This is a genomic window from Micromonospora sp. NPDC049175 (assembly GCF_043197345.1).
In the GTDB taxonomy this organism is placed as follows: domain Bacteria; phylum Actinomycetota; class Actinomycetes; order Mycobacteriales; family Micromonosporaceae; genus Micromonospora.
The window spans coordinates 72,860-96,135 of sequence record NZ_JBICSY010000002.1 but is presented as its reverse complement, the minus strand read 5'-3'; the positions used below and the strand labels follow the sequence as shown (position 1 = coordinate 96,135).

At 71.6% G+C, this 23,276-nt stretch carries 24 protein-coding genes; 10 read left to right on the top strand and 14 right to left on the bottom strand.

The window, feature by feature from the left end:
- Positions 1-11: 11 nt before the first annotated feature.
- The 7 genes from ACGFH8_RS07240 to ACGFH8_RS07210 form a co-directional block, all read right to left on the bottom strand.
- Entirely contained in the window at positions 12-314 is a 303-nt protein-coding gene (locus ACGFH8_RS07240; RefSeq protein ID WP_393364798.1) for a putative quinol monooxygenase, read from the bottom strand.
- Positions 315-501: 187 nt separating this feature from the next.
- Positions 502-2,574, bottom strand: coding sequence for a carboxypeptidase regulatory-like domain-containing protein (locus ACGFH8_RS07235; RefSeq protein ID WP_393364795.1), 2,073 nt, complete (start codon positions 2,572-2,574; stop codon positions 502-504).
- A gap of 165 nt (positions 2,575-2,739) precedes the next feature.
- Positions 2,740-3,390: a DUF5701 family protein gene (locus tag ACGFH8_RS07230; RefSeq protein ID WP_393364792.1), complete on the bottom strand. Its 651-nt coding sequence runs from the start codon at positions 3,388-3,390 to the stop codon at positions 2,740-2,742.
- An 83-nt stretch (positions 3,391-3,473) separates the two neighbouring features.
- Complete coding sequence (locus tag ACGFH8_RS07225; protein ID WP_393364790.1) at positions 3,474-4,232, bottom strand: LytR/AlgR family response regulator transcription factor; 759 nt, start codon at positions 4,230-4,232, stop codon at positions 3,474-3,476.
- Positions 4,229-5,455, bottom strand: a complete 1,227-nt coding sequence (locus ACGFH8_RS07220) for a sensor histidine kinase (RefSeq protein ID WP_393364787.1) — start codon at positions 5,453-5,455, stop codon at positions 4,229-4,231. The genes ACGFH8_RS07225 and ACGFH8_RS07220 overlap by 4 nt, the downstream gene beginning before the upstream one ends.
- A 39-nt stretch (positions 5,456-5,494) precedes the next feature.
- On the bottom strand, positions 5,495-7,066 hold the full coding sequence (locus ACGFH8_RS07215; RefSeq protein WP_393366996.1) for a sugar transferase: 1,572 nt from the start codon (positions 7,064-7,066) through the stop codon (positions 5,495-5,497).
- Between the two features lie 264 nt (positions 7,067-7,330).
- On the bottom strand, positions 7,331-8,191 hold the full coding sequence (locus tag ACGFH8_RS07210; RefSeq protein ID WP_393364784.1) for an Fpg/Nei family DNA glycosylase: 861 nt from the start codon (positions 8,189-8,191) through the stop codon (positions 7,331-7,333).
- A 24-nt stretch (positions 8,192-8,215) separates the two neighbouring features.
- Between ACGFH8_RS07210 and ACGFH8_RS07205 the strand changes: the two genes are divergently transcribed.
- Entirely contained in the window at positions 8,216-9,481 is a 1,266-nt protein-coding gene (locus ACGFH8_RS07205) for a glycosyltransferase (protein ID WP_393364781.1), read from the top strand.
- 308 nt (positions 9,482-9,789) lie between these two features.
- Here the strand turns inward: ACGFH8_RS07205 and ACGFH8_RS07200 are convergent, their stop codons facing one another.
- The 5 genes from ACGFH8_RS07200 to ACGFH8_RS07180 form a co-directional block, all read right to left on the bottom strand.
- Positions 9,790-10,512 (bottom strand): CDP-alcohol phosphatidyltransferase family protein, encoded by a 723-nt coding sequence (locus ACGFH8_RS07200; protein ID WP_393364778.1) that lies wholly within the window; start codon positions 10,510-10,512, stop codon positions 9,790-9,792.
- The gene (locus ACGFH8_RS07195) at positions 10,487-11,554 is read right to left on the bottom strand and encodes an iron-containing alcohol dehydrogenase family protein (RefSeq protein ID WP_393364776.1); all 1,068 of its coding nucleotides are present in this window, start codon (positions 11,552-11,554) and stop codon (positions 10,487-10,489) included. The genes ACGFH8_RS07200 and ACGFH8_RS07195 overlap by 26 nt, the downstream gene beginning before the upstream one ends.
- Positions 11,542-12,273, bottom strand: coding sequence for a sugar phosphate nucleotidyltransferase (locus ACGFH8_RS07190; protein WP_393364773.1), 732 nt, complete (start codon positions 12,271-12,273; stop codon positions 11,542-11,544). Before ACGFH8_RS07190 ends, ACGFH8_RS07195 begins: the two co-directional genes overlap by 13 nt.
- Before the next feature lie 79 nt (positions 12,274-12,352).
- Complete coding sequence (locus ACGFH8_RS07185; protein ID WP_393364770.1) at positions 12,353-13,120, bottom strand: hypothetical protein; 768 nt, start codon at positions 13,118-13,120, stop codon at positions 12,353-12,355.
- Entirely contained in the window at positions 13,117-13,566 is a 450-nt protein-coding gene (locus ACGFH8_RS07180) for an NUDIX hydrolase (RefSeq protein WP_393364767.1), read from the bottom strand. Before ACGFH8_RS07180 ends, ACGFH8_RS07185 begins: the two co-directional genes overlap by 4 nt.
- 113 nt (positions 13,567-13,679) lie before the next feature.
- Here ACGFH8_RS07180 and ACGFH8_RS07175 point away from each other — a divergent pair, with 113 nt between their 5' ends.
- The 4 genes from ACGFH8_RS07175 (at position 13,680) to corA (ending at position 17,283) form a co-directional block, all read left to right on the top strand.
- The gene (locus tag ACGFH8_RS07175) at positions 13,680-14,072 is read left to right on the top strand and encodes a CBS domain-containing protein (protein WP_357808804.1); all 393 of its coding nucleotides are present in this window, start codon (positions 13,680-13,682) and stop codon (positions 14,070-14,072) included.
- Between the two features lie 83 nt (positions 14,073-14,155).
- Positions 14,156-14,614: an ester cyclase gene (locus tag ACGFH8_RS07170; protein ID WP_393364764.1), complete on the top strand. Its 459-nt coding sequence runs from the start codon at positions 14,156-14,158 to the stop codon at positions 14,612-14,614.
- 106 nt (positions 14,615-14,720) lie between these two features.
- A complete protein-coding gene (locus ACGFH8_RS07165) occupies positions 14,721-15,815 on the top strand; it encodes a PLP-dependent aminotransferase family protein (protein ID WP_393364761.1) in 1,095 nt (364 codons plus the stop codon).
- Positions 15,816-16,134: 319 nt separating this feature from the next.
- Entirely contained in the window at positions 16,135-17,283 is a 1,149-nt protein-coding gene (gene corA / locus ACGFH8_RS07160) for a magnesium/cobalt transporter CorA (RefSeq protein WP_393364758.1), read from the top strand.
- Positions 17,284-17,386: 103 nt separating this feature from the next.
- Here the strand turns inward: corA and ACGFH8_RS07155 are convergent, their stop codons facing one another.
- Positions 17,387-18,163 carry a hypothetical protein gene (locus ACGFH8_RS07155; RefSeq protein WP_393364755.1) on the bottom strand — a complete coding sequence of 259 codons (777 nt, stop codon included), beginning with the start codon at positions 18,161-18,163 and terminating at the stop codon, positions 17,387-17,389.
- Between the two features lie 84 nt (positions 18,164-18,247).
- Between ACGFH8_RS07155 and ACGFH8_RS07150 the strand changes: the two genes are divergently transcribed.
- Both ACGFH8_RS07150 and ACGFH8_RS07145 read left to right on the top strand, forming a co-directional pair.
- Positions 18,248-18,778 (top strand): peptidylprolyl isomerase, encoded by a 531-nt coding sequence (locus tag ACGFH8_RS07150; protein WP_203119037.1) that lies wholly within the window; start codon positions 18,248-18,250, stop codon positions 18,776-18,778.
- Positions 18,779-18,872: 94 nt separating this feature from the next.
- A complete protein-coding gene (locus ACGFH8_RS07145) occupies positions 18,873-19,781 on the top strand; it encodes a rhomboid family intramembrane serine protease (protein ID WP_393364752.1) in 909 nt (302 codons plus the stop codon).
- Positions 19,782-19,785: 4 nt separating this feature from the next.
- Here ACGFH8_RS07145 and ACGFH8_RS07140 read toward each other — a convergent pair whose 3' ends face one another.
- Complete coding sequence (locus tag ACGFH8_RS07140; protein WP_393364749.1) at positions 19,786-20,214, bottom strand: PH domain-containing protein; 429 nt, start codon at positions 20,212-20,214, stop codon at positions 19,786-19,788.
- Positions 20,215-20,331: 117 nt separating this feature from the next.
- Here ACGFH8_RS07140 and ACGFH8_RS07135 point away from each other — a divergent pair, with 117 nt between their 5' ends.
- From ACGFH8_RS07135 to ACGFH8_RS07125, 3 genes are all read left to right on the top strand, one after another.
- The gene (locus tag ACGFH8_RS07135) at positions 20,332-21,504 is read left to right on the top strand and encodes a thiolase family protein (protein ID WP_393364746.1); all 1,173 of its coding nucleotides are present in this window, start codon (positions 20,332-20,334) and stop codon (positions 21,502-21,504) included.
- A gap of 60 nt (positions 21,505-21,564) precedes the next feature.
- Positions 21,565-22,578: an aminoglycoside phosphotransferase family protein gene (locus ACGFH8_RS07130; RefSeq protein WP_393364743.1), complete on the top strand. Its 1,014-nt coding sequence runs from the start codon at positions 21,565-21,567 to the stop codon at positions 22,576-22,578.
- Positions 22,579-22,689: 111 nt separating this feature from the next.
- Positions 22,690-23,196, top strand: a complete 507-nt coding sequence (locus ACGFH8_RS07125) for a hypothetical protein (protein WP_393366995.1) — start codon at positions 22,690-22,692, stop codon at positions 23,194-23,196.
- Positions 23,197-23,276 lie beyond the last annotated feature (80 nt).

The following is a 23,276-nucleotide window of genomic DNA, read 5'->3' as shown; positions in this document are numbered from 1 at the left end:
TGGGACGCCGGTCAGGCCACCGTCTCCAGCAGGTCGGCGTGAAACCGTCGGCTCACCGGCGCTCCGATCATCATCGGTCGAATCACTTCGCCGAATCGCGTGAACGAGTCGGACCTCAGGTAGCCGGCCAACGAAGCCTCGTCGTCCCACTCGTGGACCACGGCGATTGCGGTGTCGTCCTCACGCGCGGCGTAGACCCGGAAGGCGATGTTGCCCGGCATGGCGCGTACCCGATCAAGCTCCCCGTCGAAGTGGGCGAGGGCAGCGGGCCGGTCGGTGGCAGCAGTCCTGAAGTCGATGATCGCGATGATCACGAGAACCTCCTGAACGAGGCGGCGGCGACGCCGCCGGATTGGATGCCTCGATCCTCCGGCAGAACGCGCCCGGTCCGCCGCTGTCAGCCGGACGCGTTCACGCTCCCAGCGGACACGACACTTTCCGACCGCAGAACGCGAAGCGGGGCCGGCGGCGTCGTGCCACCAGCCCCGCTTCGTCGATCCGTCAGCTGGTCGGTACGACCAGATCCACGGACATGCTGCCGCTGGCCGGGACGGTGAACCGTGCCAGCTTGCGGGTGCCGTCCGGCTGGGTCGTCAGGTAACGGCCCTCGAACTGCTTCTCACCGAGCAGGACGCTGTAGGTGAAGAAGACCTGCTGCGGCCCCTTGAGGCGGAAGGTGTACCGCCCGTCGGTCAGCGAGCCGTTGCCCGCGATGTCGCCGGTGTCGACGCTGCGAGCGATGACGAACCCACTGGTGAAGGGGGTGCCGTCGGGCGTCCGGAAGGTGCCTGTCACCTGCACGCCCTGGTCGAGCTGGACGTTGTGGGTGGTGGCCGCACCGGCGGTCACCGGCACCGGGGTGGCGGTGAACCGACTGGGCTTGTCGCCGGACCACTCGCTCGCGTACGGGTAGGCGCCGACCACCACCGGCCAGGCGTACGGGCCGAGGCGTTCGAGGGTGTAAGCGCCGTGCTCGTCGGTGGTGGTGTCCTCGTTCCCGGACGCGGGGTTGGCGGTCAGCACCGACACGGAAGCGTCCGGCACCGGCTTGCCTGTCACGTCGGTGACCGTACCCGTGACAGTGCCGGTCCGGTCCAACTTGACCTGCGGCCCGGTGACGACCTGGCCGGCCGTGGCGGTGACCACGGCGGCCTGTCGCTCGTCGCCGGTGCCGCCGTCAGCCCCCACCCATTGGCGACCGTAGGTGTCGCTGGACGGCACCGCGAAGAGCTTGTAGCTGCCGGGGGCAAGCGGACCCACCTTGATCCGGCCGTTGTGGTCGCTGCAGTCGCCGTGGTCGCTGCGCAGTGCCGCCTGCTTCGGCAGGAACGTGTCCAGGCAGATGTCCGGCACGGGCCTGCCGCTCTGCCGGTCGACGACGGTGGTGCTGATGATCGCGGCGGGCCGCAGCTTCACGGTCAGCTTGGTGTCGCGGCTCGCCTTCACCCGTACCCCGGTCACCTCGCGGGAGAAGTGCAGGGCGTCCGGTGCGTCCAGGTTGATGGTGTGGCGACCCTGCGGCAGGTCGGGGACGGTCACCGTGCCGGTGCCGTTGCTACAGATCGACTGGGCGCAGAAGTTGGCGATCGGGGCACCCGTCACCGAGTCGACCGCGGAAACGGTAACCGTGCCGAGGCCGAGCAGGCTGTCCGCGATGACCGTCTGTTGCCCGCCCCGGATCTCGACCACGTCGGCCTCGTACTGAGTCAACTTGCCGCGGTAGAACTGCTGCCGGTCACCCGCCCACATACCAACCTTGTATGAGCCTTGAAGTAGCTGCACGGCGAACTCACCGTTCGCGTCGGTCTGGGTCGTCACCGCGGCGTGCAGCTCGGTGGTGGTGACGTCGACCACGGCGTCGGCGAGCGGGGCACCCTCGGCGGTGGTGAACCGACCGCTGAGGGCGCCCGCCGGCAGCGCCGTGTCGTTGACCACTGTCGCCTCGTCCGGCTTCGCCTCGAAGACCGTGGCGCTCTCTTCGTCGGTCTTTCCGGGCACGTACTGCAGCTGGGAGGACCCCTCGATCGGCCCGAAGCTCACGACGTAGCGGCCCGGCCGTACACCGATGGTGAATCGACCCTGGTCATCAGTGAGATTTCCGGCCCTGCCGTTCGTCTCGACCTCGTGGGCCTCGACGTACAGGTTGGGCAAGGGTGCACCGGCGGTGTTGACGAGCTGACCGGTGATGGTGCCGACGGCGAAGAGTCGGTCGTCGGCCCTGGTGGTGCCACCGGCGCTGACGGTCACCGGCGTGGCGTCCCCGATCGTCGACTGCTGGCGGTAGTACTGCCCAGGCTGCTCGGGCGGGAAATAGCCCACCACGTAGGAGCCCGCGGGCAGCTCGCCGAAGGTGTAGTTGCCGTCGGCGTCGGTGCGGGCGTTCCCGAGGAAGTCGTAGGTCTCGGCCTCGTAGACCATCACCTGGACCTCGGCGGCGGCGGTGCCCGTGCTGGTGGTCACGTGTCCGCTGAGCGCGCCGGTTGCCGCGGCCTGGGCCGGGGTGGCGCCGGGCAGCACGAGTGCCGCCACGAGGGCACCGGCCAACAGGGCGCGGCGAGCTTTGGTTAGCTGCATCGATGTCCCAATGTGAGGGTGGTGGGGCGACCTGAGCAGGCTTCGCCCACACCGACCCTGCGCCCCGTACGGGAATCGGCATCAGGAGGATAGGCCACCGACGATATGGGCCGGCACGACCGGTCGGGCGGTTTCGCACGACCGGTCGTCCTCGTCAGCGGACGCTCACTCCAGGCCGATGCGCTCCGGGCGGGCCGAGGCGGAGCCGAGCCAGGTGTGCGGATTGCCGTACCAACACCAGCCCAGCTTCGGCGCCCCCTGGCTGATCCAGATCGCCGGCACCCGCCGGTCGCCGCAGCGGGAACCGACGAGCGAGAAGCACCTGTTGCTGGCCAGCGCGGCCGGGTGCAGCGTGACGAGGGCGAGACCCTCGTCGATGCTGAGCGGCAGCCGGCCCTGGGCGGTGATCCCCTCCATGGCGGTGGCCGGGGCCAGGTTGCGGTACTCCTCGCCCCGGTCGACGTCGAAGAGCAGGTACGCCGGCCCGGTCGGCACCTCCAGCTCCTTGATCGGGTCGAAGCGGGGCAGGTCGTCGTCGGCGTAGTTGCGGTCGAGGACGCCGGGCTTGCGCTTGCCGGCCAGGGTGGTGAGCGCCAGCCGCTCCACCACCCCGACCAGGTCCCGGGTGATGACCAACAGGAACGGCACCCGGGCATCGGTGGGGGCGGGCAGGCCGGCGGCACCCTCGATCGCCCTGGCTCGTAGCGGTGCGACCAGCTCGCGGAAGGCACTCTCGGGCAGCCCTGCCAGCGCGGGGTAGCCGAGGTGCACCAGGCGGTCGAGTTGACTGTCGAACTCGGTGGCGGCGTCGAACACGGCGGCTCCATTCGTCGATAAGCAACGTACCGTACTACGTACGGGAGAGCGCGCTTATTCCCGGCACGACGAGGGAAGCCTGGTCAGCGGCCCCAGTCCTGCTTCGCCGCCCGGACCAGCTTGTCCTTCAGCTCCCGGGTGTGCCGCCGGCTCACCGGCAGCTCGGTGGCGTCGATCACCACGACGTAGCCGGAGTTGACGAGCCGCAGCTCCGCGATCAACTTCAACTGCACCAGGTACGACCGGTGCACCCGGACGAAGCCGGCATCGGCCCACCGTTCGGCGAGCGTGGCCAGCGAGACCCGCACCAGGTGCGACCCGTCCGAGGTGTGCAACCGGGCGTAGTCGCCCTGCGCCTCCACCCACCGCACCGCCGAGCGGGGCAACATCCGGGTGGTGCCGGCCAACTCGATGGGGATCGTCGGATCCTCCTCCGCGCGGGCCAGCGCCGCCGGGTGCGACGGCACCACCCGCGACCCGATCACCCGCCGCAGCGACTCGGCCAGCCGGTCGGCACGCACCGGCTTGCGTACGTAGTCGGTGGCACCCAGGTCGAAGGCGTCCACCGCGCCGTCGTCGTACGCGGTGACGAAGACGATCGCCGGTGGCCGGGCGAACCGGCGCAGCACCCGGGCCAACTCCATCCCGTCCAGGCCCGGCATCCGGATGTCCAGGAAGACCACGTCCACGTCACCGTCTCGCAGGAGCCGCAGCGCCTCGGTGGCGTCCCCGGCCGTGTGCAGCCGGGCCACCCGGGGATCGGCCCGCAGGTGGTACGCCAACTCGTCGAGCGCGGGCGGCTCGTCGTCCACCGCGAGCACCCGGAGAAAGCCAGTAGTCACGAGCCTGCCCGTACGCCCGGGTGGAACTTCGGGATCCGCATGCTCACCTTCGTGCCCGAGCCCAACCCGGTCTCCACCACCAGGCCGAACCGGTCCCCGAAGACCGACCGCAGCCGCTCGTCGACGTTGGAGAGGCCGACGTGCTGACCCGGGTCGTCGCCCGGGTCGCCGGTGCCCCGGGCCAGCTCGGCGATGCCGGCGGTCAGCGTGGTCGGGTCCATTCCCACTCCGTCGTCCTCCACCGTGATGTGGCATTCGGCGCCCGCGTCCCGAGCCTCGATGCTCACCATGCCCGTGCCCGGCTTGCGGGACAACCCGTGGCGGACGGCGTTCTCCACGAGCGGCTGAAGGCAGAGGAACGGCAGCGTCACCGGCAGTACCTCCGGGGCGATCTGCAACCGCACCTGCAACCTGTCGCCGAACCGGGCCCGCTCGATCGTCAGGTACCTGTCGATCGAGCGCAGCTCCTCGGCGAGGGTGGTGAACTCCCCGTGCGCCCGGAACGAGTAGCGGGTGAACTCCGCGAATTCCAGGATCAGCTCCCGGGCCCGCTCCGGGTCGGTGCGGACGAACGAGCCGATGGCGGTCAGCGCGTTGTAGATGAAGTGCGGGCTGATCTGCGCCCGCAACGCGCGGATCTCGGCGCGGGCCAGCCGCTCCCGCGACGAGTCCAGCTCGGCAAGGGCGAGCTGGTTGCCGGCCCAGTGCGCGGTCTCCAGGGTGGCCTGCACCAACCCGGGCGGGGGCGGGCTGTCGGCGATCGCCACCAGCGCGCCGACCACCCGGCCGTCCGCTCCCTGCAACGGCGCGACCACCGCACCGCGTACCGGGCAGTCGACCCGGTCGCAGTGCAGTTCCTGCTCGCCGAGCACCGTCGACCGCCCGGTGCCCACCGTCCGCTGGGCCGCCGCGAGCAGTTGGTCACCGTGGTGCGTGCCGCGCCCGTCGAGGGCCAGCAGCTGGTCGGCGTCGGTGAGCGCCAGCCCGACCGCGCCCACCAGGGCCCGCAGATGACGTACGGCCTTCGCCGCGCCCGCCGCGCTCAGCCCCGCCCGCAGCGGCTCGGCGGCCAGGCCGGCGGTGTGCAGCACCTCGTAGGTGGCCCGCTGGGTGGCGGTGGCGATGCCACGGCGGGCCCGCAGCCGCAGCACCGCCAGCAGGGCGGCAGTAAGCGCGGTGACGAGTGAGACGACGCCGACCACGGCGGAGAGGTTGGCAGCCACGCAGGGATCCTCGCCCCTGCGGGCCGGCGCGCCAAGACCCTAGTACGCGCCCTTGCGGGCGAGCACCACCCCGACGGTGCGCCACAGGATGCTCAGGTCGTACGCCAACGACCAGTTGTCGACGTAGTAGAGGTCCAGTCGGACCGACTCGTCCCAGGACAGGTCGGAGCGGCCGGAGACCTGCCAGAGGCCCGTCATGCCGGGGCGGACCAGCAGGCGGCGGCGTACGTCACCGAGGAAGTCACCGTCGTCGGCCGGCAGCGGCCGGGGCCCGACAAGCGACATCTCACCCCAGAGCACGTTGATCAGCTGCGGCAGCTCGTCGAGCGAGGTGGCCCGGAGGAAACGACCGACCGGGAAGACCCGGGGGTCCTGCTTCATCTTGAAGAGCATGCCGTCGGTCTCGTTGCGATCGACAAGGCTGGCCAGCCGATCCTCCGCGTCGACGTACATGGTCCGGAACTTCCACACCCGGAACGTGCGCCCCTCGTGCCCCACCCGGGGCTGGCGGAAGAAGACCGGCCCGGGGTCGGAGATCCGGATCGCGATGGCGATGGCCACGAAGAGCGGGGACAGCAGCAGCAGACCGAGACCGGCGGCGACCCGGTCCATCAGGTTCTTGGCCAGCAGCGCCGGCCCGGAGAGGGTCGGCTCCTCCACGTGCAGCAGCGGCAGACCCTCGATCGGGCGGATGTGCACCCGGGGGCCGGCGATGTCGGTCAACTGCGGGGCGACCACCAGGTCGACGCCGGAGCCCTCCAACTGCCAGGCCAGTCGGCGCAGCTCACCCGGCTCCGCGCTGGCCGACCCGCAGACGGCGATGGTGTCCCCGCCGACCTCACGGACCAGGGCCAGGACGTCCCGGCCGGCGTACACCGGAACCGGGGTCGGCATGCCCCGGGCCGCCGCGTACCCGTCGGTGATGTGGATGGCGACGGGCATCAGCCCGGCGGCCGGGCTGCGGGTGACCGCCGCGTAGACCTCCAGGCACTCGGGCAGGGTGCCGACCAGCACCATCCGGTGCGCGGCCTGGCCGGCCCGCCGCCGGATGTAGTGCAGCGCCCAGCGGGCCACGAACCGGCCCCAGAGGATCAGCAGCAGCGCCCCGAGCAGGGCCGTGCCGACCGTCCAGCGGGACAACTCGGTCTTGGTGGCGAAGGCGAGGAACGAGACACTCGCGGCGACCGTCACCCCGGCCCGGATCACCCGCTTGAACTCGTCCGGACCCAGCCCCAGGTAGCGCCGGTCGTACCCCCTGTTGCTCCAGAGGATGACCACCCAGCCGAGCGGCAGCAGCAGGTAGGAGACGGTGTGGAACCAGGTCGGGTCCTGCTGGGTGCCGGAGAACCCGGAGGCGGCCTGGTCGAACAGTTGGATCGCGATCCAACTGGCGAACGCCGCCGCGCCGAAGTCGAGCAACAGCAGGGTGGCGATGTACGGGCGGTGCCAGCGGGAGACCCGGCGACGCGACCTCGTCCACGCCGACCGAGGAACGCCGTTGTGAGACGGCGGCGTCGGCGGCTGGATCTCGAAGCTGTCGACGTGCCGCACGAGTCTGCTCCGGCCTTCGTTGGATACCGGGCGCTGGAGGCTTGCCGTCACCTCACCCATGTCCTCCCGCATGACACGGGCCGCTCACTCGGCGTGAGGGCCCGGGTCGCCCACCGTCCCAGTCTCCCACGCGGGCTCCGACCGGTCGCCGCCCCGAACGAGATTGGCGACCGATGGTGCCGGTGCGATCTGGCCGGCTCCGCACCATTTCAGAAGCCGGGGACCGGGCCACTATACCGATGGATGCGCGCATGGCCAGAACGGCGGACCGGAGGTTCCGCTCACTGTGGGCGATTCCGCTGCGTAGTCGTGGAGTGGGATTACTCACCGTACAAGGCGGGACAACCGACGGTCAGCGAGCGGTTTGCCGCCGGTCTGGCACGTCGCGCAGTACTGGAGGCTGGAGTCGGCGAACGACACCTCACGCACGGAATCCCCGCACACGGGGCAGGGCAGCCCGGTCCGGGCGTGCACCTTCAACCCGGAGCGCTTCTCGCCCTTCAGCTCGGCGGCCCGCTGACCGAGGGACCGTTCGACCGCGTCGCCGAGGACCTGTCGGGTGGCCGCGTGCAGGGTGGCGATCTGGGCGTCGGTGAGCCGATCGGTGATCGCGAACGGCGACAGCTTCGCGGCGTGCAGGATCTCGTCGGAGTACGCGTTGCCCACCCCGGACAGCACCGACTGGTCGGTCAGCACCCCCTTGACCTGCCCCCGCCGGCTGCGCAGTCGCTCGGCGAAGGTGGGCAGATCGGCGGCGAGCGCGTCCGGGCCCAGCTTGACCACCCCGGGCACCGCCGCCAGGTCGGTGACCAGGTACGCGGCCAGCTTCTTCTGGGTGCCGGCCTCGGTGAGGTCGAAGCCGGAGCCGTCGTCCAGGCGTACGCGCAGCGCGATCGGACCCTTGCCGGGGCGCAGCGGCGTGGTGGCCGGGAACGCCTCCCGGTAGTGCAGCCAGCCCGCCCGGGCCAGGTGCACCACCAGGTGCAGGTCGCCCTCGAAGAGCACGTCGAGGAACTTGCCGTGCCGGCTGGCGTCGACCACCGCCCGGCCGGCCACGGCTGTCGGTGCCGGTTCGTACGTCTTCAGGGCGCTGATCGCGGCGATCTCCAGCCGATCGACGCGCCGGCCCACCGCGCGCTGTCGCAGATAACCCGCGAGCGCCTCAACCTCCGGTAGTTCGGGCACCAGTCAACGGTAGCCTTCTTTCCCGTGAGAATCGTGGTGGCGCACAACCGGTACCGGGAAGCCCAACCGTCCGGCGAGAACACCATCGTCGACTCGGAGATCGCTCAGCTCACCGCCGCCGGCGTCGAGGTGCTGCCCTTCATCCGCAGCTCGGACGAGATCCCGTCGATGTCGAAGGCGGCGAAGGCGCTGCTGCCGATCTCGCCGATCTGGGCGCCGCGTGCCCAGCACGACCTGAGCCGGCTGCTCACCGAGCACCGGCCGGACGTCCTGCACCTGCACAACCCGTACCCCCTGATCTCGCCCTGGGTGGTGCGGACCGCGCACCGCCACGGCGTGCCGGTGGTGCAGACGGTGCACAACTACCGGCAGGTCTGCTCGTCGGGGATCTACTTCCGCGACGGCGTGATCTGTCAGGACTGCAAGGGCCGGGTGTTGGGTGTGCCGGCGATCAAGCATCGCTGCTACCGCGACTCGGCGGCGCAGAGCGCGTTGATGGCGACCACCCTGGCCGTGCACCGGGGGACGTGGCGGTCGGTGGATCGGTACATCGCGCTCACCTCGGCGATCGCCGACCACCTCCGCGACTACGGCATTCCGGACGAACGCATCGTGGTGAAGCCGAACTCCGTCCCGGACCCCGGTACGCCGGCACCGCTCGGCGACGGTTTCCTCTTCCTCGGTCGGCTCTCCCCGGAGAAGGGGCTGGGTCTGCTGCTGGAGTCCTGGCGACGGCACCCCGACGGCGCGCTCGGCCCGCTGCGGATCGCCGGCGACGGCGAACTGCGCCCGCTGGTGGAGGCGGCAGCCGCCGAGCGGACGGACGTGACCTTCCTCGGGCCGCTGGACCGGGCCGGCGTACGCGCCGCCCTGGACGCAAGCGCGGTGGTACTCGCCACCTCCACCTGGCACGACGTGCTGCCGACGGTGATCATCGAGGCGCTGGCCAGCGGTCGCCCGGTGCTCGGCACGGCGCTCGGCGGCATTCCGTACCTGGTCGGCGCGGACGCTCCGCACGAGCCCGCCGGCACCGGCCCGGCCGAGGTCGCCTCCGCAGTCGTCGGCGGCGGGTCGCCCATGCCGGCCGGCATCGACGTGGGCGAGGCCGGCTGGGTCGTCGCACCGGAGCCGCCCGCCCTGGCCGCCGCCCTGCCGGTCGCCCGCGCCGGCGCGGCCGGACTGGCCGTGGCCGCCCGCGCCCGCTACGAGCGCACCTTCCACCCCGACGTGGTCACCAAGCAGCTCATCGACATCTACGCCGGGGTAGCCCGAACCCCCAACCGAGTCTGACCCCGTCCCGCCGCGCAGCCCGACGCGCGGGCGCCCCTCGCCGCCACCGCCCCTGCCTGGGCATGATCACGCTCGAACCAGGATGTAGTCCCATCCGGCTGCTCGGAGGCCACTAGATCCTGGATCGAGCGCGATCTTGGCGGCGGGTACTGCGCTGCCGCGCCGCCGCGGGCGGGCTGGCGCCCCCCGCTCGCAAGATCCGCGCAACGTCAGGGTTGTTGGGGTCTCCCGCCGGCCGGAGGCAGCAACTTCGGGGAAGTTGGGCAGATCTTGCGTGGGCGGCCGGATCTTGCGGGGCGGGGGTGGGGTCAGCGGAGGGAGGCGCGGGCGGAGAAGGCGATGCTGGCCAGCAGGAAGCCGCCGTTGACGATCGTGAACGCGACAAGCACCCAGAGGACCAGCGCGGGCGCCACGGCCAGCACCAGGGCGGCCACGAAGACCACCGCGCCGTAGTCGCGGACCAGCTTGACGAGGCGTACCGGCAGTGAGGTCGAGGTGACCATGCTGGCGGCGTTCGGGCCGGCCTGCATGACCGAGGTGACCAGATTGACCATCCAGGTCCCCGCGAACGTCGCCACCAGCCAGGTCGGGGTGGACGGTTCCTGCGCCACGGCGGTGGCGGCCAGCGCGGCGACCAGGGCGATCTGCGCGGCCACGTCGCAGAGCACGTCGACCCGGGCCCCGGCCGCGCTGCCCTGGCCGGTCACCCGGGCGAGCTGCCCGTCGGCGCAGTCCAGGGAGTACGCGACCTGCCAGCCGACGAGGGCGAGCAGGCCGACTACCCAGGCCGGTACGTCCCCGTCCGCGACCGGGCCGGCGAGCGCCACCACGGTGACCGAGGTGGCCAGTCCGAGCACCAGGTTGGTGATGGTCAGCGCCGTGGGACGCAGGCCGAGGCGCTGGGCGACGAGCGCGAAGACGGCGCCCAGCCACTGGCTGATCGACTCGCTGAACAGGCCGCCGCCCCGGTTCACCCGGTGGAAGTCGGCGACGGTGGGACGGGGGTCAGCCAAGCTGGTCGCGGATTGCACCGGCGTAGTCTGCCAGCCGCTCCCGCGTCTCGGTAGGAGACAGCGCCAGGTGCTCGAGGATGGTGTAGCGGTCCGGTCGGGTACGCGGCGCGAACTGCACCGCCTCCACGAACTGGTCGTCGGTGAGGCCCACCTCGGCGGGGAGCCGGGGCAGCCCGTGCCGGGCCAGGCAGGCCGACATCTCCCCGAAGCGGCGCAGGTCCCCGCGCAGCCAGGTGCAGAACAGCGCGCCGAGCCCGGCCAGCTCGCCGTGTGAGGCGGTGCCGGGGAAGAGCGCGTCGATGGCGTGCATGATCTCGTGGCAGCCGCCGCTGCACGGGCGGCTGGTGCCCTCGATGGCCATCGCCAGGCCGCTGGAGATCAACGCCTCGGCCAGCACTGTGACGAAGGCGTCGTCGGCCATGTCGCCCGGGTGGTTGAGCACCGCTTCGGCGCCCGCCCGGGACAGCGAGGCGGCGAGCCCGTCGAACGGTTCGACGCGTACCCGGCGGGCCAGCTCCCAGTCGGCGAGCGCGCTGATGTTGCTGATCACGTCGCCGATGCCGGCCCGGTTGTGCCGGTCCGGGCCGCTCTCCACGAAGTCCAGGTCGACGATCACCGCGATCGGGATGTGCACACCGTAGGAGCCCTTGAGCCCGTCGGTGATGAGGCTGGCCACCGGGGAGGCGATCCCGTCGTTGGCGAGGCTCGTCGCCACCGACACCATCGGCAGCCCTCGGCGGGTCGCCGCGTACTTGGCCACGTCGATGGTCTTGCCGCCACCGATCCCGACGACCGCGTCGTACGACCGGGCGCGCAGCTTGCCGCCCAGGTCGTCGGCGGCGTCCAGGGTCCCCCCGGAGACGGTGAACACGTCGGCCGTCCGCAGTGACGGTCGGATCAGCTCCGCGATCTGGGTGCCCTGACCGGGGCCGACCACCACCGCGACGTCACCGCCGGCGGAGATCCGCCCGTCGGCCAGGATCGCCGCCAGGTCGGCCACCGCCCCCCGTCGCACGTCGATGTGCAGCGGGGTGAGGACGCTCCGAGCTAGTAGCGGCACGCGATCTCCCGCGCGCGGGCCAGGTCGGCGTGGTTGTCGACCTCGACCCACGGGACGTCACCGATCGGCGCCGCCCGCACCTCCCCGCCCCGGTCGGAGAACTCCTGGTAGCCGTCCTCGTAGTAGAGGTTCGGGTCCCGCCGCCAGGTCGCCTCCAGCGCGTCGGCGAGGGCGTCGGCGACCTGCGGCTCGATGAGCGTCGCGCCGATGTACTCCCCGTACGCCTCGCCCGGGTCCATCAGCTTGGTGATCCGGGTGAGCTGGCCGGCGGCGTCGAAGGTGGTCTTCATCTCCTCCTCGGCCAGCGGCTTGAGCGTGTCCACGGCGAGCAGGATGCCCGGCCCGCGCTCGGTGAGCAGCGTCTTCTCGATGCTCACCGGGTGCACGGTGTCCCCGTTGACGAGCAGCACCCCCCGGGCGAAGTGCTCCCGGGCCAGCCAGAGCGAGTAGGCGTTGTTCCACTCCTCGGCCTTGTCGTTGTGCACCAGGGTGAGCGTGACCCCGTACCGCTTCTCCAGGTCGGCCTGCCGCTCGCGGACCGCGTCCGCCGCGTAGCCGACCACGATCACGATGTCGGTGAGCCCGACCTCGGCGAGGTTGCCCAGCGCGATGTCCAGGATCGTGGTCTCGCCGTCCACCGGCACCAACGCCTTGGGCAGGGTGTCGGTGTACGGGCGCAGCCGTCGTCCCGCTCCGGCCGCGAGCACCATTCCGATCATCGCGACATCCTCCCTCGTCCTGCTCCCCGTCACCGGTGGAGGATAGCCCCGGCTGACCCCGCCGCTCCGGCCAACCGGGTCAGCCGGGCAGCGCGGCCAGGTCGGCGAGCATGGTCAGCCGCTCGTCGGCGCCGAGCACCGAGTACGGGCCGGCGGCCCGTCGGTCGGTCTCCAGCTCGATGGCGAGCCGTTCGGGACCGGCCGGCAGGGTGGCGATGCTGGACGCGGTGTGCCCGGCGGCGGCCCAGGCCTCGGCGTGCGCGTCGGCGCGGTGGTAGCGCAGCGTGCCGAGCCGGTTGAGCAGCAGCACGCCCGACGGGGTGCCGTCCGGCTCGTGGGGCGGGGCCATCGCGGCGAAGGCCGAGCCGCCCCGGTCACCCTCCTCGTCGGCGAGCACCAGGGCGTACGACAGCAGCCGGCCGAGCATCGCGACCAGCCGGGACACCCGTTCGTCGTGCCCGGCCCACAGCTCCTCGGTGACCTCGGCGTGCACCTGGTACAGCTCGGCGAGGAAGGCCGCGCCCCGCTCGGTGGCGGAGAGCGCGCCGTCCGGGCGGCGGTGGAGCATGCCGTGCGCCACCTGCTTGTCGACCGTCCGGCGGACGACGAGCGGATCTCCGTACCTGGTGATGGCCGCGAATCCCGGGGCGTCGACGGTGCCGCCCGGCGCGGCCAGGCGGGTGCGCAGGTCCACCAGGAAGCCGTTCGCGGTCGGCCCGCCGTACCGTTGGCTCAGCTCGGCGCCTCCGCCGTCGCGGCCGGCCAGCATGCCGGCGCGGAAGACCCGGTCCACGGCCGGGGCGAGCAGCCCGGCGACGCGGTGCGGCGCCAGTTCGACGGTGTTCACAGACCGATCGACCGCAGGAGCGCGAAGCCCTCCTCCGCGATCCGCCGGATCAGCCCGTCGTTGACGTCGCGGTGCTCGTCGAGGACGTCCACCTCGTGCTCGGCCAGCCAGCGGAACTCGGTGTGCTTGCCGGCCTCCAGCGTCGGGCGGTCCAGGTCACCGTCGACCCGGACCAGGAAGTCGTACTCGATCCGGGCCAGGCCGTCGTCGCCCACGTAGCTGTACTCGCCGACCGGGCCGAGGACGTGGGAGAGGAACCAGCCGGTCTCCTCGGCGATCTCCCGGCGGAGCGCCTCGTCGATCTCCTCGCCCGGTTCGAGGTGGCCGCCGACGATGTCCCAGCAGTCGGGGAAGAGGCGTCGCTGCGGTGAGCGGCGCTGGAAGAAGATGCGGCCGTCGTGGTCGACGATCAGCGCGCCGGCGCAGCGCAGGGGCTCGGTGGACACGGTCCGACAGTAGCGAGCGGCCGCTGGTACGGCGATGTTCGGTCTTGTCCCGGAAACATCCACGGACGACCATGTCCGTACCGGAGGCCACCGTCCCAAGGGAGTGATGTGTGATGCAGGTACGGGATGCCATGTCCAGCCAGGTTCTCGTCGTGGGTCCGGAGCACACGCTCCGCCAGGCGGCCCGGATGATGTCGGCCCGTGGTGTCGGGTCGGCCGTCGTGATCGACCCGGATTCCGAGGGGGTCGGGATCATGACCGAACGCGATGTGTTGAAGGCGATCGGCGCCGGCCTGGACTGCGACGTGGAACGCACCGGCGCCCACCTGACCTGGGACGTGGTCTACGCGGGGCCGGAATGGACGGTGGCCGAGGCGGCCGCCGCCATGGCCCGTGGTGGATTCCGGCACCTGGTGGTGCTGGACGGCCGCGAGGTCGCCGGGGTGATCTCCGTCCGGGACATCATGCGGGTCTGGGCGGAGAGCCAGGTGGCCGCCACGACCTGAGCCGGGCAGGTGTGCCGGGCCGGATAGACGGGTAAGGATCCCGTGCGGGCGCGGAGGTGCCGTGGTCCGCGAGGGAGGGCCCGATGCGTGACGCGGAGCGCCTGGTCGAGCAGCAGTACGCCATGCTCCTGCGTCGGGACGTGGCCCGTCTACCGGACCTCTACGCCCCGGAGGCGTTCTACGCCATGCCGGGTGTGACGGTCCGCCCGATCGAGCTGCCCGCGCTGCTGCGCACCTGGACCGGTGCCTTCGGTGACCTGCGGGTGGACCCGCTCGGCGCGGTCCGTACGGGTGGTGGGGCGGCCGTCGAGCTGCGCCTGACCGGCACCCACACCGGCACGCTGCACTCGCCGTACGGCACCGTCGCGCCCACCGGTCGGCTGGTGAGCTGGGAGGTGGCCGACGTGGTCCGGGCGCGTCACGGGCGGATCACCGCCTGGCGTTCCTACTTCGACTGGAGCCAGCTCCTCGACGCGCTCGGCGTGCAGTTTGAGGGACTTTCCCGGGTGGCGCACCACGACGCGCTCGCACTTCCGGTCTGATCTGTCGCCGACCGGTGGAGTCGGGTCACCCGTCCCGGTGGCTCAGGATGCGGACATCGCCGTGCCGTCCGCGCGTCCCCCGCCGCCGCCCGTACGCTCAACATCCATGACCGCCGAGCAGTTGATCTCCTTTGCCCGTGGGGCTCCCTCGCTGGACATCGTCGATGTCGAGGGGCTCAAGGCCGCCGCCGTCCGCGCCTTCGACGCCGACCCCGCGGGGGTCACGGCGTATGGCACCTCCGTCGGTTACCTTCCGCTGCGGAAGTGGATCGCCGACAAGCACGGCGTCCAGGCCGACCAGGTGCTGGTCACCAACGGGTCGCTTCAGGCCGACGCGTTCCTCTTCGACCACCTGGTCCGCCCCGGCGACGCGGTGGTGGTGGAACGCCCGACGTACGACCGCACGCTGCTCAATCTTCAGCGGATGGGCAGTGAGCTGCACGGCATCTCGGTCCAGCCGGATGGGCTCGACACCGCCGAGCTGCGCAAGCTGCTGGAGTCCGGGGTCCGGCCCCGGCTCGCGCACGTCATTCCGAACTACCAGAACCCGGCCGGCATGACCCTCTCGCTGGAGAAGCGTCGGGAGTTGCTCGACCTGGCCGCCGAGTACGAGTTCACGATCTTCGAGGACGACCCGTACGCGGACGTCCGGTTCCGGGGCGAGGCGTTGCCGTCGATGCTCTCGCTGGACACCCGCAACGTGGTGGTGCACGCGTCGAGCTTCACCAAGACGGTGTGCCCGGGTGTGCGGGTCGGTTACCTGGTCGGTCCGGCGGACCTGATCGCCGACATCGCCAAGAACGCGACGAGCCTCTACATCTCGCCGGGCATGGTGTCGCAGGCGATCGTGCACCAGTTCTGCGTCTCCGGTGACATCGACCGCTCCATCGAGACGGTCCGTGCGGCGCTGGGCGAGCGGGCCGGGGTGCTCGCCGAGTCGTTGCGCCGGCACCTGCCGCAGGCGCGCTTCGTGGAGCCCGACGGCGGCTATTTCCTCTGGGTGGAGTTCCCGGAGGACGTGCTTGTCGATCGGCTCGCCCCGGCGGCGGCCGAGCGCGGGGTGGCCGTGGTCAAGGGCAGCGACTTCGTGTTGGAGGGTGGGCGGCACGCTCTCCGGTTGGCCTTCTCGGCGGTGACCGCCGACAAGATCGATGAGGGTGTCCGCCGGCTCGCCGAGGCCGTCGAGGCGGTCCGTAGCTGAGCTGTCGGGTTCCCGACAGAACGACGACGCCGGTCGCCCCGGGACTCCCGCCCGGGGCGGCCGACGGCCCACAATGCTGCGAGCGTCACCCAGTAGCTGTTACGGAGGTCACTCGTGGCCTTCGACCCGGCGGCGAGCTGGGTGCCGCAGCAGCACAACCTCCCGCCCCCACAGGCGCCGGGTGGGCCGTGTCGTCCCCGCACACCCCCCGATGCGGCCCGGCCCGCCCGGCGCCGCCCCCACGCGACGGCCGTCACAGGTGTGCCGCGCCGCGGTCGGCGTAGCCTGCAAGCCGCAGCCGAGCGTGGGAGGTGACGCGATGACGGATCGGACAGAGCGGGACCGGACGGCAGCGCCGACCACAGGTCGGGTGCTGCGGCCTCGGGCGTGGCCCTCCCCGGTCCGGGCGATGACCCGGATCCTCAACGCCGACGGCTCGCCGCCCGCGCCGGCGCCCACCGGCACCGGCCGCAGTGCCGTTGTCGACTGCGCGCTCTACGTCGACGGCAAGCGGCAACCCGGCGACTGGACGTACGCGGACGCGCTGACCGCGGCCCGCCGCGAGGACCACGGCTTCGTGTGGATCGGTCTGCACCAGCCCGAGTTGGCCGAGATGACCGCCATCGCGGAGACCTACGGTCTGCACGAGCTGGCCGTCGAGGACGCGGTGAAGGCCGAGCAGCGCCCGAAGCTGGAGCGGTTCGGCGACGTCGTCTTCCTGGTGCTGCGTACCGCCCGGTACTGCGAGCACGCCGAGCTGACCGAGAACTCCGAGGTCGTGGAGACCGGGCAGGTGATGCTCTTCATCGGCCCGAACTTCGTGATCAGCGTCCGGCACGGGGACGCCTGCCGGCTGGCGCCGATCCGCGCCGACCTGGAGACCAAGCAGGATCTGCTGCTGCAGGGCCCGTGGGCGGTGGCGTACGGGGTGACCGACCGGGTGGTCGACCTCTATCTGGAGGTGGCCGAGCAGATCGAGGACGACCTCGACGTGCTGGAGGCGGAGGTCTTCGACCGGCAGGGCCACGGGCGGATCCAGCGGATCTATCAGATGAAGCGGGAGTTGGTGGAGTTCAAGCGGGCGGTGGTGCCGCTGCAACGGCCGCTGATGACGCTTACCTCCCAGGTCAACCGGGACGTGCCCAAGGAGATCCGCAAGTACTTCCGGGACGTGCAGGACCACCTGAGCCGCACCGTGGAGCAGGTGAACTCCTACGACGACCTGCTGAACTCGATCCTCCAGGCGCGGCTGGCCCAGGTCACCGTGGACCAGAACAACGACATGCGCAAGATCGCCGCCTGGGCCGCGATCGCCGCGGTCTGGACCTCCATCGCCGGCGTCGAGGGCATGAACTTCGACAACATGCCCGAGCTGAAGATGACGTACGGCTATCCGGTGGCCCTGGCCCTCATGCTCGGCGTGTCGCTGGCCCTCTACCGGTGGTTCCGCCGCAACGGCTGGCTCTGACCGCGCGGCGGCCCGCCGCGAGGCGCGCGGCAGGCCGATCCACGCCGAAGCGCCGGCGAACGGGGGCAGCCCGCTCGCCGGCGCCGGACGCGCTGTCGTGGGGTCAGCGGCGGCCGTTGGTGCGGGCGGTGTCCTTGCCCAGCGCCTTGGTGAGGTCGTCGGTCGGCCGACCGGAGACGTCCGTGGCGCCCTCGGCGACCGACGGGACCTTGTCCGTCGGCCGGACGCTCGTCTGCTTGGCCGGGCCGGTGGTGCTCGCGCTGGGGCCGCTGGCCACCGCCGAGCTGCCGGCGCCGGTCATCCCGGCCGCGCCGGTCATGGCCGCCCCGTCGGTCCCCTTGGGGGTGGACGGCGTGCGCACCTCGATCGAGTCGACCTCGTCGCGCATCGGTTCGAGGTTGCGGGTCGGGTCGTACTCGGCCCACTCCTGCTGCTCCCGGCGGCGGCGCATCGCCACCGCGCCGGCCAGGCCGGCGACGACACCCGCGGCCAACAGGCCGGTCATCATCGAGCCGCGACGGCGCGGCTGCTTCTTCTTACCGGTGATCCGCATGGTCTTCGACTTGGCCTTCCTGGTCAGCGGCCCTGCCTGCGCGGCGCCGTCACGCGCCGCCGCGGCCAGCGGTGCCAGCGTGGTGAGTGTCGTCCCCCAGCCGGTCGACGCCTGGTCGCGAACCCTCGCCGCAGCCGGCCCGACGTAGCCCCGGGCCACCTGGACCCGCGGACCGACTGTCGCGCCGGCACCCTTCGCGGCGTGGTTGGCTGCCTGCATCAGGTGGCTGATGCTCTGGTTCAGTTCGGCCTTCGCCAACTGCCCCTGGGACTTACGCCGCCCGAATCCAAACACGGTCCTACCTCCTGGGAGTTGTTCCTTCGTCATCCTCCACCAACGGATGCCTCCGCGATGCCAGATCGGGCACATGGGAGGATCCGCATGGAACTGACCAACAAGTGAGGAGTACCCGTGGCCGAGGCTGTCTACGCCACCCTGCACACCAACGCTGGCCCGATCCGGCTGGAGCTCTTCCCCAACCACGCGCCGAAGACCGTCCGCAACTTCGTCGACCTGGCCGAGGGCAACCGTGAGTACACCGACCCGCGCACCGGTCAGCCGGGCAGTGGGCCGTACTACGACGGCACCATCTCGCACCGGGTGATCAGCGGTTTCATGGTCCAGATGGGCGACCCGACCGGGACCGGTCGGGGCGGACCGGGCTACAAGTTCGCCGACGAGTTCCACCCGGAGCTGCGCTTCGACCGGCCCTACCTGCTGGCGATGGCGAACGCCGGACCGGGCACCAACGGTTCGCAGTTCTTCATCACCGTGTCCCCGACGCCGCACCTGAACAACCGGCACACGATCTTCGGCCAGGTCGCCGACGAGCAGTCGGTGAAGGTCGTCGATTCGATCGCCAGCACCCCGACCGGCCCGAGCGATCGTCCGCTCCAGGACGTCGTCATCGAGCGGGTCGAGATCGAGCGGTCTGCTTCCTGACCGACCGGCGAGGTACCTTTGCTCGCATGATTGAGCGCTCCGGAGCACAGCCGACGCCGGTGGACTGTGCGATGGCGGACGGAGGGTCGGCCCGGTGAGCGAGTCTCCGCCGACCACCCCGGTCTGCTACCGGCACCCCGGCCGGGAGACCTACGTCAGGTGCACCCGCTGTGACCGGCCGATCTGCCCGGACTGCATGCGGGAGGCGTCCGTCGGGCACCAGTGCCCGGAGTGCGTCGACCAGGGGCGCCGCAGTGTCCGGCCGGCGCGTACCGCCTTCGGTGGCGGTACGGCCGGCCGGCACGGCTACGTCACCAAGGGGCTCATCGCCCTGAACGTGCTGTTCTTCCTGCTCTCCGTCGCCTCCTCCGGAAGCCTCAGGGCGGTGGCGGGCGGCTCTGGCTTCGGTGGGCTGATGGGCGACGGCACGCCGCTCACCGCCTGGGGTTCGGTGTACGGCCTCTCGCTGCCCGGCTATCTCCCGGACGGCATCGCCGACGGCGACTACTACCGTCTGCTGACCGCGATGTTCCTGCACTACGGCGTGCTCCATCTGCTCGTCAACATGTGGTCGCTGTGGGTGCTCGGCCGGTCGTTGGAGGCCAACCTCGGGCCGCTGCGCTTCGGCGCCCTCTATCTGTTGGCGGGTCTCGGCGGCAACGTCGCGGCCTACGCGTTCAGCGAGCAGGACGCGGCCACGGCCGGCGCGTCGGTGGCGATCTTCGGGCTCTTCGCCGCGCTGATCATCATCGAGCGCAGGCTGGGCCGGGACATCTCCCAGATCATTCCGATCCTGGTGGTCAACGTGGTGTTCACGCTCACCGTGCGGGGCATCTCGATCCCCGGGCACTTCGGTGGCCTGGTGGTCGGTGCGTTGATGGCGCTGGTGCTCGCGTACGCGCCACGTGGTCGACGCACGTTGGTGCAGGTCGTGGGCGGGGCGATCATCCTGCTGGTCCTGCTCGCTCTGGTCCTCGTCCGCACCGCCGTCCTGCTCGGCTGACCCGTCAGGGGTTCGGGCGGGCGGCCTCCAGTTCGGCGGCCACCTCCTCCGGGGTCGTTCCCAGGTCGTACCGGCCGAAGAGGTGCAGCGAGTCGCCCGCGTCGATCTCCAACGTCTCGCTGGCCAGCCCCATCCGGGCGCGACGGTCCACGGCGATCGCCGCGACCGTCGACCAGGGCAGCAACCGGCGGCCCGCGAACCCGTGGATGACGGTGAGCCCCGCCGCGTCCACCGCCAACCGGACCGGCGCGACCAGGTCGCGTACCGCCCAGCCGACCACGATGGCGGCGGCCAGGACGGCCACCACCAGCCGGACCGGGTCGCCGTCGGCGAAGAGCAGCCCGAGCGCGACAAGCAGGGCCGCGCCGACAAGCTTCACCGCGGGCAGGGTCGCCGGCACCCGCCACTGCCGCACCGGGGGATTCTCGTCCACCCGCCCAGCATGCCAGCGGCGGCCGAAAGCCGGGAGTACGGCATCTCGACGGCTGGTCGACTGACCGGTCCACGGACGACGTAGGATCGGGACAGCCCACGTTACCGGGGAGTAAACATGAGTGACGCGGTCATCGTCGGCGCGGTGCGGACCCCGGTCGGACGGCGGCGGGGCAGCCTCGCCGGCGTCCACCCGGTCGACCTCTCCGCGCACGTGCTGCGCGCCCTCGCCGAGCGCACCGGGATCGACCCCGTCCAGGTCGACGACGTCTTCTGGGGCTGCGTGTCCCAGGTCGGCGAGCAGTCCTGGAACATCGCCCGCAACGCCGTACTCGCCGCCGGCTGGCCCGAGACGGTGCCCGGCACCACCCTGGACCGGCAGTGCGGCTCCAGCCAGCAGGCCCTGCACTTCGCCGCCGCGACGGTGCTCTCCGGCCAGGCCGACCTGGTGGTCGCCGGCGGCGTCGAGTCGATGACCCGGGTGCCGATGGGTTCCAGCGTGGCCGGCGGCATGCCGTTCAGTGACCAGCTACGCGCCCGGTACCGGGGTGTCGAGGGCTTCGCCGACGACGCGCCGCTGCCGTTCAACCAGGGGGTCGGGGCCGAGCTGATCGCCCGACGGTGGCGCCTCTCGCGTACCCAACTGGACGAGTTCGCGCTGGCCAGCCACGAGAAGGCGGCCGCCGCGCAGGACGCTGGCGCGTTCGACCCGGAGTTGACCCTGGTGCCGCTCGCCGACGGTGGCAAGTTCGGCGTCGACGAGGGCATCCGCCGGGAGACCTCCCTGGAGAAGCTGGGTGAGCTGGCCACCCCGTTCCGCGCCGACGGCGTCGTGACCGCCGGTTCCGCGTCCCAGATCTCCGACGGCGCCGCGGCCCTCGCGGTGACCACCTCCGAGTGGGCCAGCCGACACGGCCTGCGCCCGCTGGCCCGGATCCACACCGCCGTGGTCGCCGCCGACGACCCGGTCGCCATGCTCACCGCCCCCATCCCGGCCACCGCGAAGGCGCTGCGCCGCGCGGGGCTGGGCATCGAGGAGATCGGGGTGTACGAGGTGAACGAGGCGTTCGCGTCGGTGCCGCTGGCGTGGCTGGCCGAGACCGAGGCGGACCCGGAGCGGCTCAACCCGCGCGGTGGGGCGATCGCCCTCGGTCACCCGCTCGGCGGTTCCGGTGCCCGGATCATGACCACAATGCTCCAGCACATGCGGGACAACGGGATTCGGTACGGCCTGCAGACCATGTGCGAGGGCGGCGGCATGGCCAACGCGACGATCGTCGAGTTGGTCTGACTTCCCCGAGGCCGCAAACGCGCTCGCGTCGGCGTGGGCGGGCCGCCTAGGGTGCCCAGCGTGACGACGAACGCTGACCCGCACGCCGCGCCCTGGTCCACGGAGCGGTGGCAGGCAGGGGCCCGGTCCTGGGTCGACGCGCAGTTGAGCCGTGTCGGCCGGCGGGTGACCGGGCCGGTGGAGCCTCGGGTGCGCCCGTGGTCGTTGGTCTGGCGGGTGCCGACCGACGACGGCCCGGTCTGGTTCAAGGCCAACAACCGGGGCACCGTGCACGAGGCGGTGCTGATCGCGACGCTCGCCGGGCTGACTCCGGAACGGGTGCTGACCCCGATCGCGGTGGACGCGGCGCAGGGCTGGTCGCTGTTGCCCGACGGCGGCGAGTCGTTGCGCGACGTGCTGGCACGTGACCCCGATCTGGCCCACTGGGAGCGGGCCCTGCCCGGGTACGCGGCGCTCCAACTGGCCACCGCGCCGCGCGCCGACGAGTTGGTCGCCCTGGGTGTGCCGGACCATCGCCCCGACGTGCTGGCCAGGCTGCTCGCCGAGCTGCTCGACGATCGCGGGTCGCTGCTGATCGGTGCCGAGGGTGGTCTCGGCCCGGACCTGCACGAGCGGCTGTGGGCGGAGCTGCCGTCGTACGCCGAGCGGTGCCGGCGGCTCGCCGACCTCGGCATCCCGGCCACCGTGCAACACGACGACCTGCACGACGGCAACGTCTTCGCGGGCCCGGACGGCTACCGCTACTTCGACTGGGGCGACGCCTCGGTGGCGCACCCGTTCGGCACGTTGCTGGTGACCCTGCGTTCCATCCGGTTCGCCACGGAGTTGGCGGCCGACGACGCCCGGTTGGCTCGGTTGCGGGACGCCTACCTGGAGGCGTGGACCGACAGGTACGACCGCGGGACCCTGGTCGAGGCCGTCGACCTCGCGATCAACCTGGGCGCGGTGAGCCGGTCGCTGTCCTGGCGTCGCGCCCTGGACACCGTCGACGCGTCCCGCGCCGAGTACGCCGACGCGGTCCCCGGTTGGTTGGCTGAGCTGTTCTCCGCCAGTCCGCTTCAGCCCGATCACTGACCATGATCCGTCCACGTCGGAAATCGGACAGCCAGTGCGACCTGCGGCATGGAACTTCCAAAAAGCCATCGTGACCCACGTCACCTCGCCAGGGTGGTCGTTGGGCAGGTCATGGACGTCTTCTCCCGAACGTTCCTTCCGGCCGCCGCCGAGGCTGGCCTGGCCGTGCAGACCGTGAGCCGGCACATGCCGGTCTTCCGGCGCTGTGTCGGCTCCGGTGACGCCACCATCCTGGTCACCCGCTGCAGCCGCCCCGACCGCCCGGTCACCGGCGACTACCTGCTCCTTCTCACCCATCGTCGGCTCGTGGTGACCCAGCAGACCCGGCTGCTGCACCGACTGCGCCTGCACCTCAACACCGAGCTACGCGAGCTGAGCAACGTCACCTGGAGCCCCGACCCCCGACTGCACTCGGTCGAGATGGCGGCCACCGCGATCGACGGGATCCGTGAGCGGTTCCTGATCCGCACCAGCCACCCGAAGCAGGTCTGGCAGCTCGACGCGCTGCTCAACCAGGCGTTCCGGACCCGCCTGCGGCCGCCCGGCGCGCGGGTCGTCGCCAGCATCGGCGACGCGCCGGCCGTCGCACGGCCCGGGTTGTTCGCTCCGTCCTGGTGAGCTGACACCCGACCGGCCCTTGCCGCACCTTTACCGAACTCGAACACACACCGATCGCCCCGAGCGTTCGCCGTCGGCAA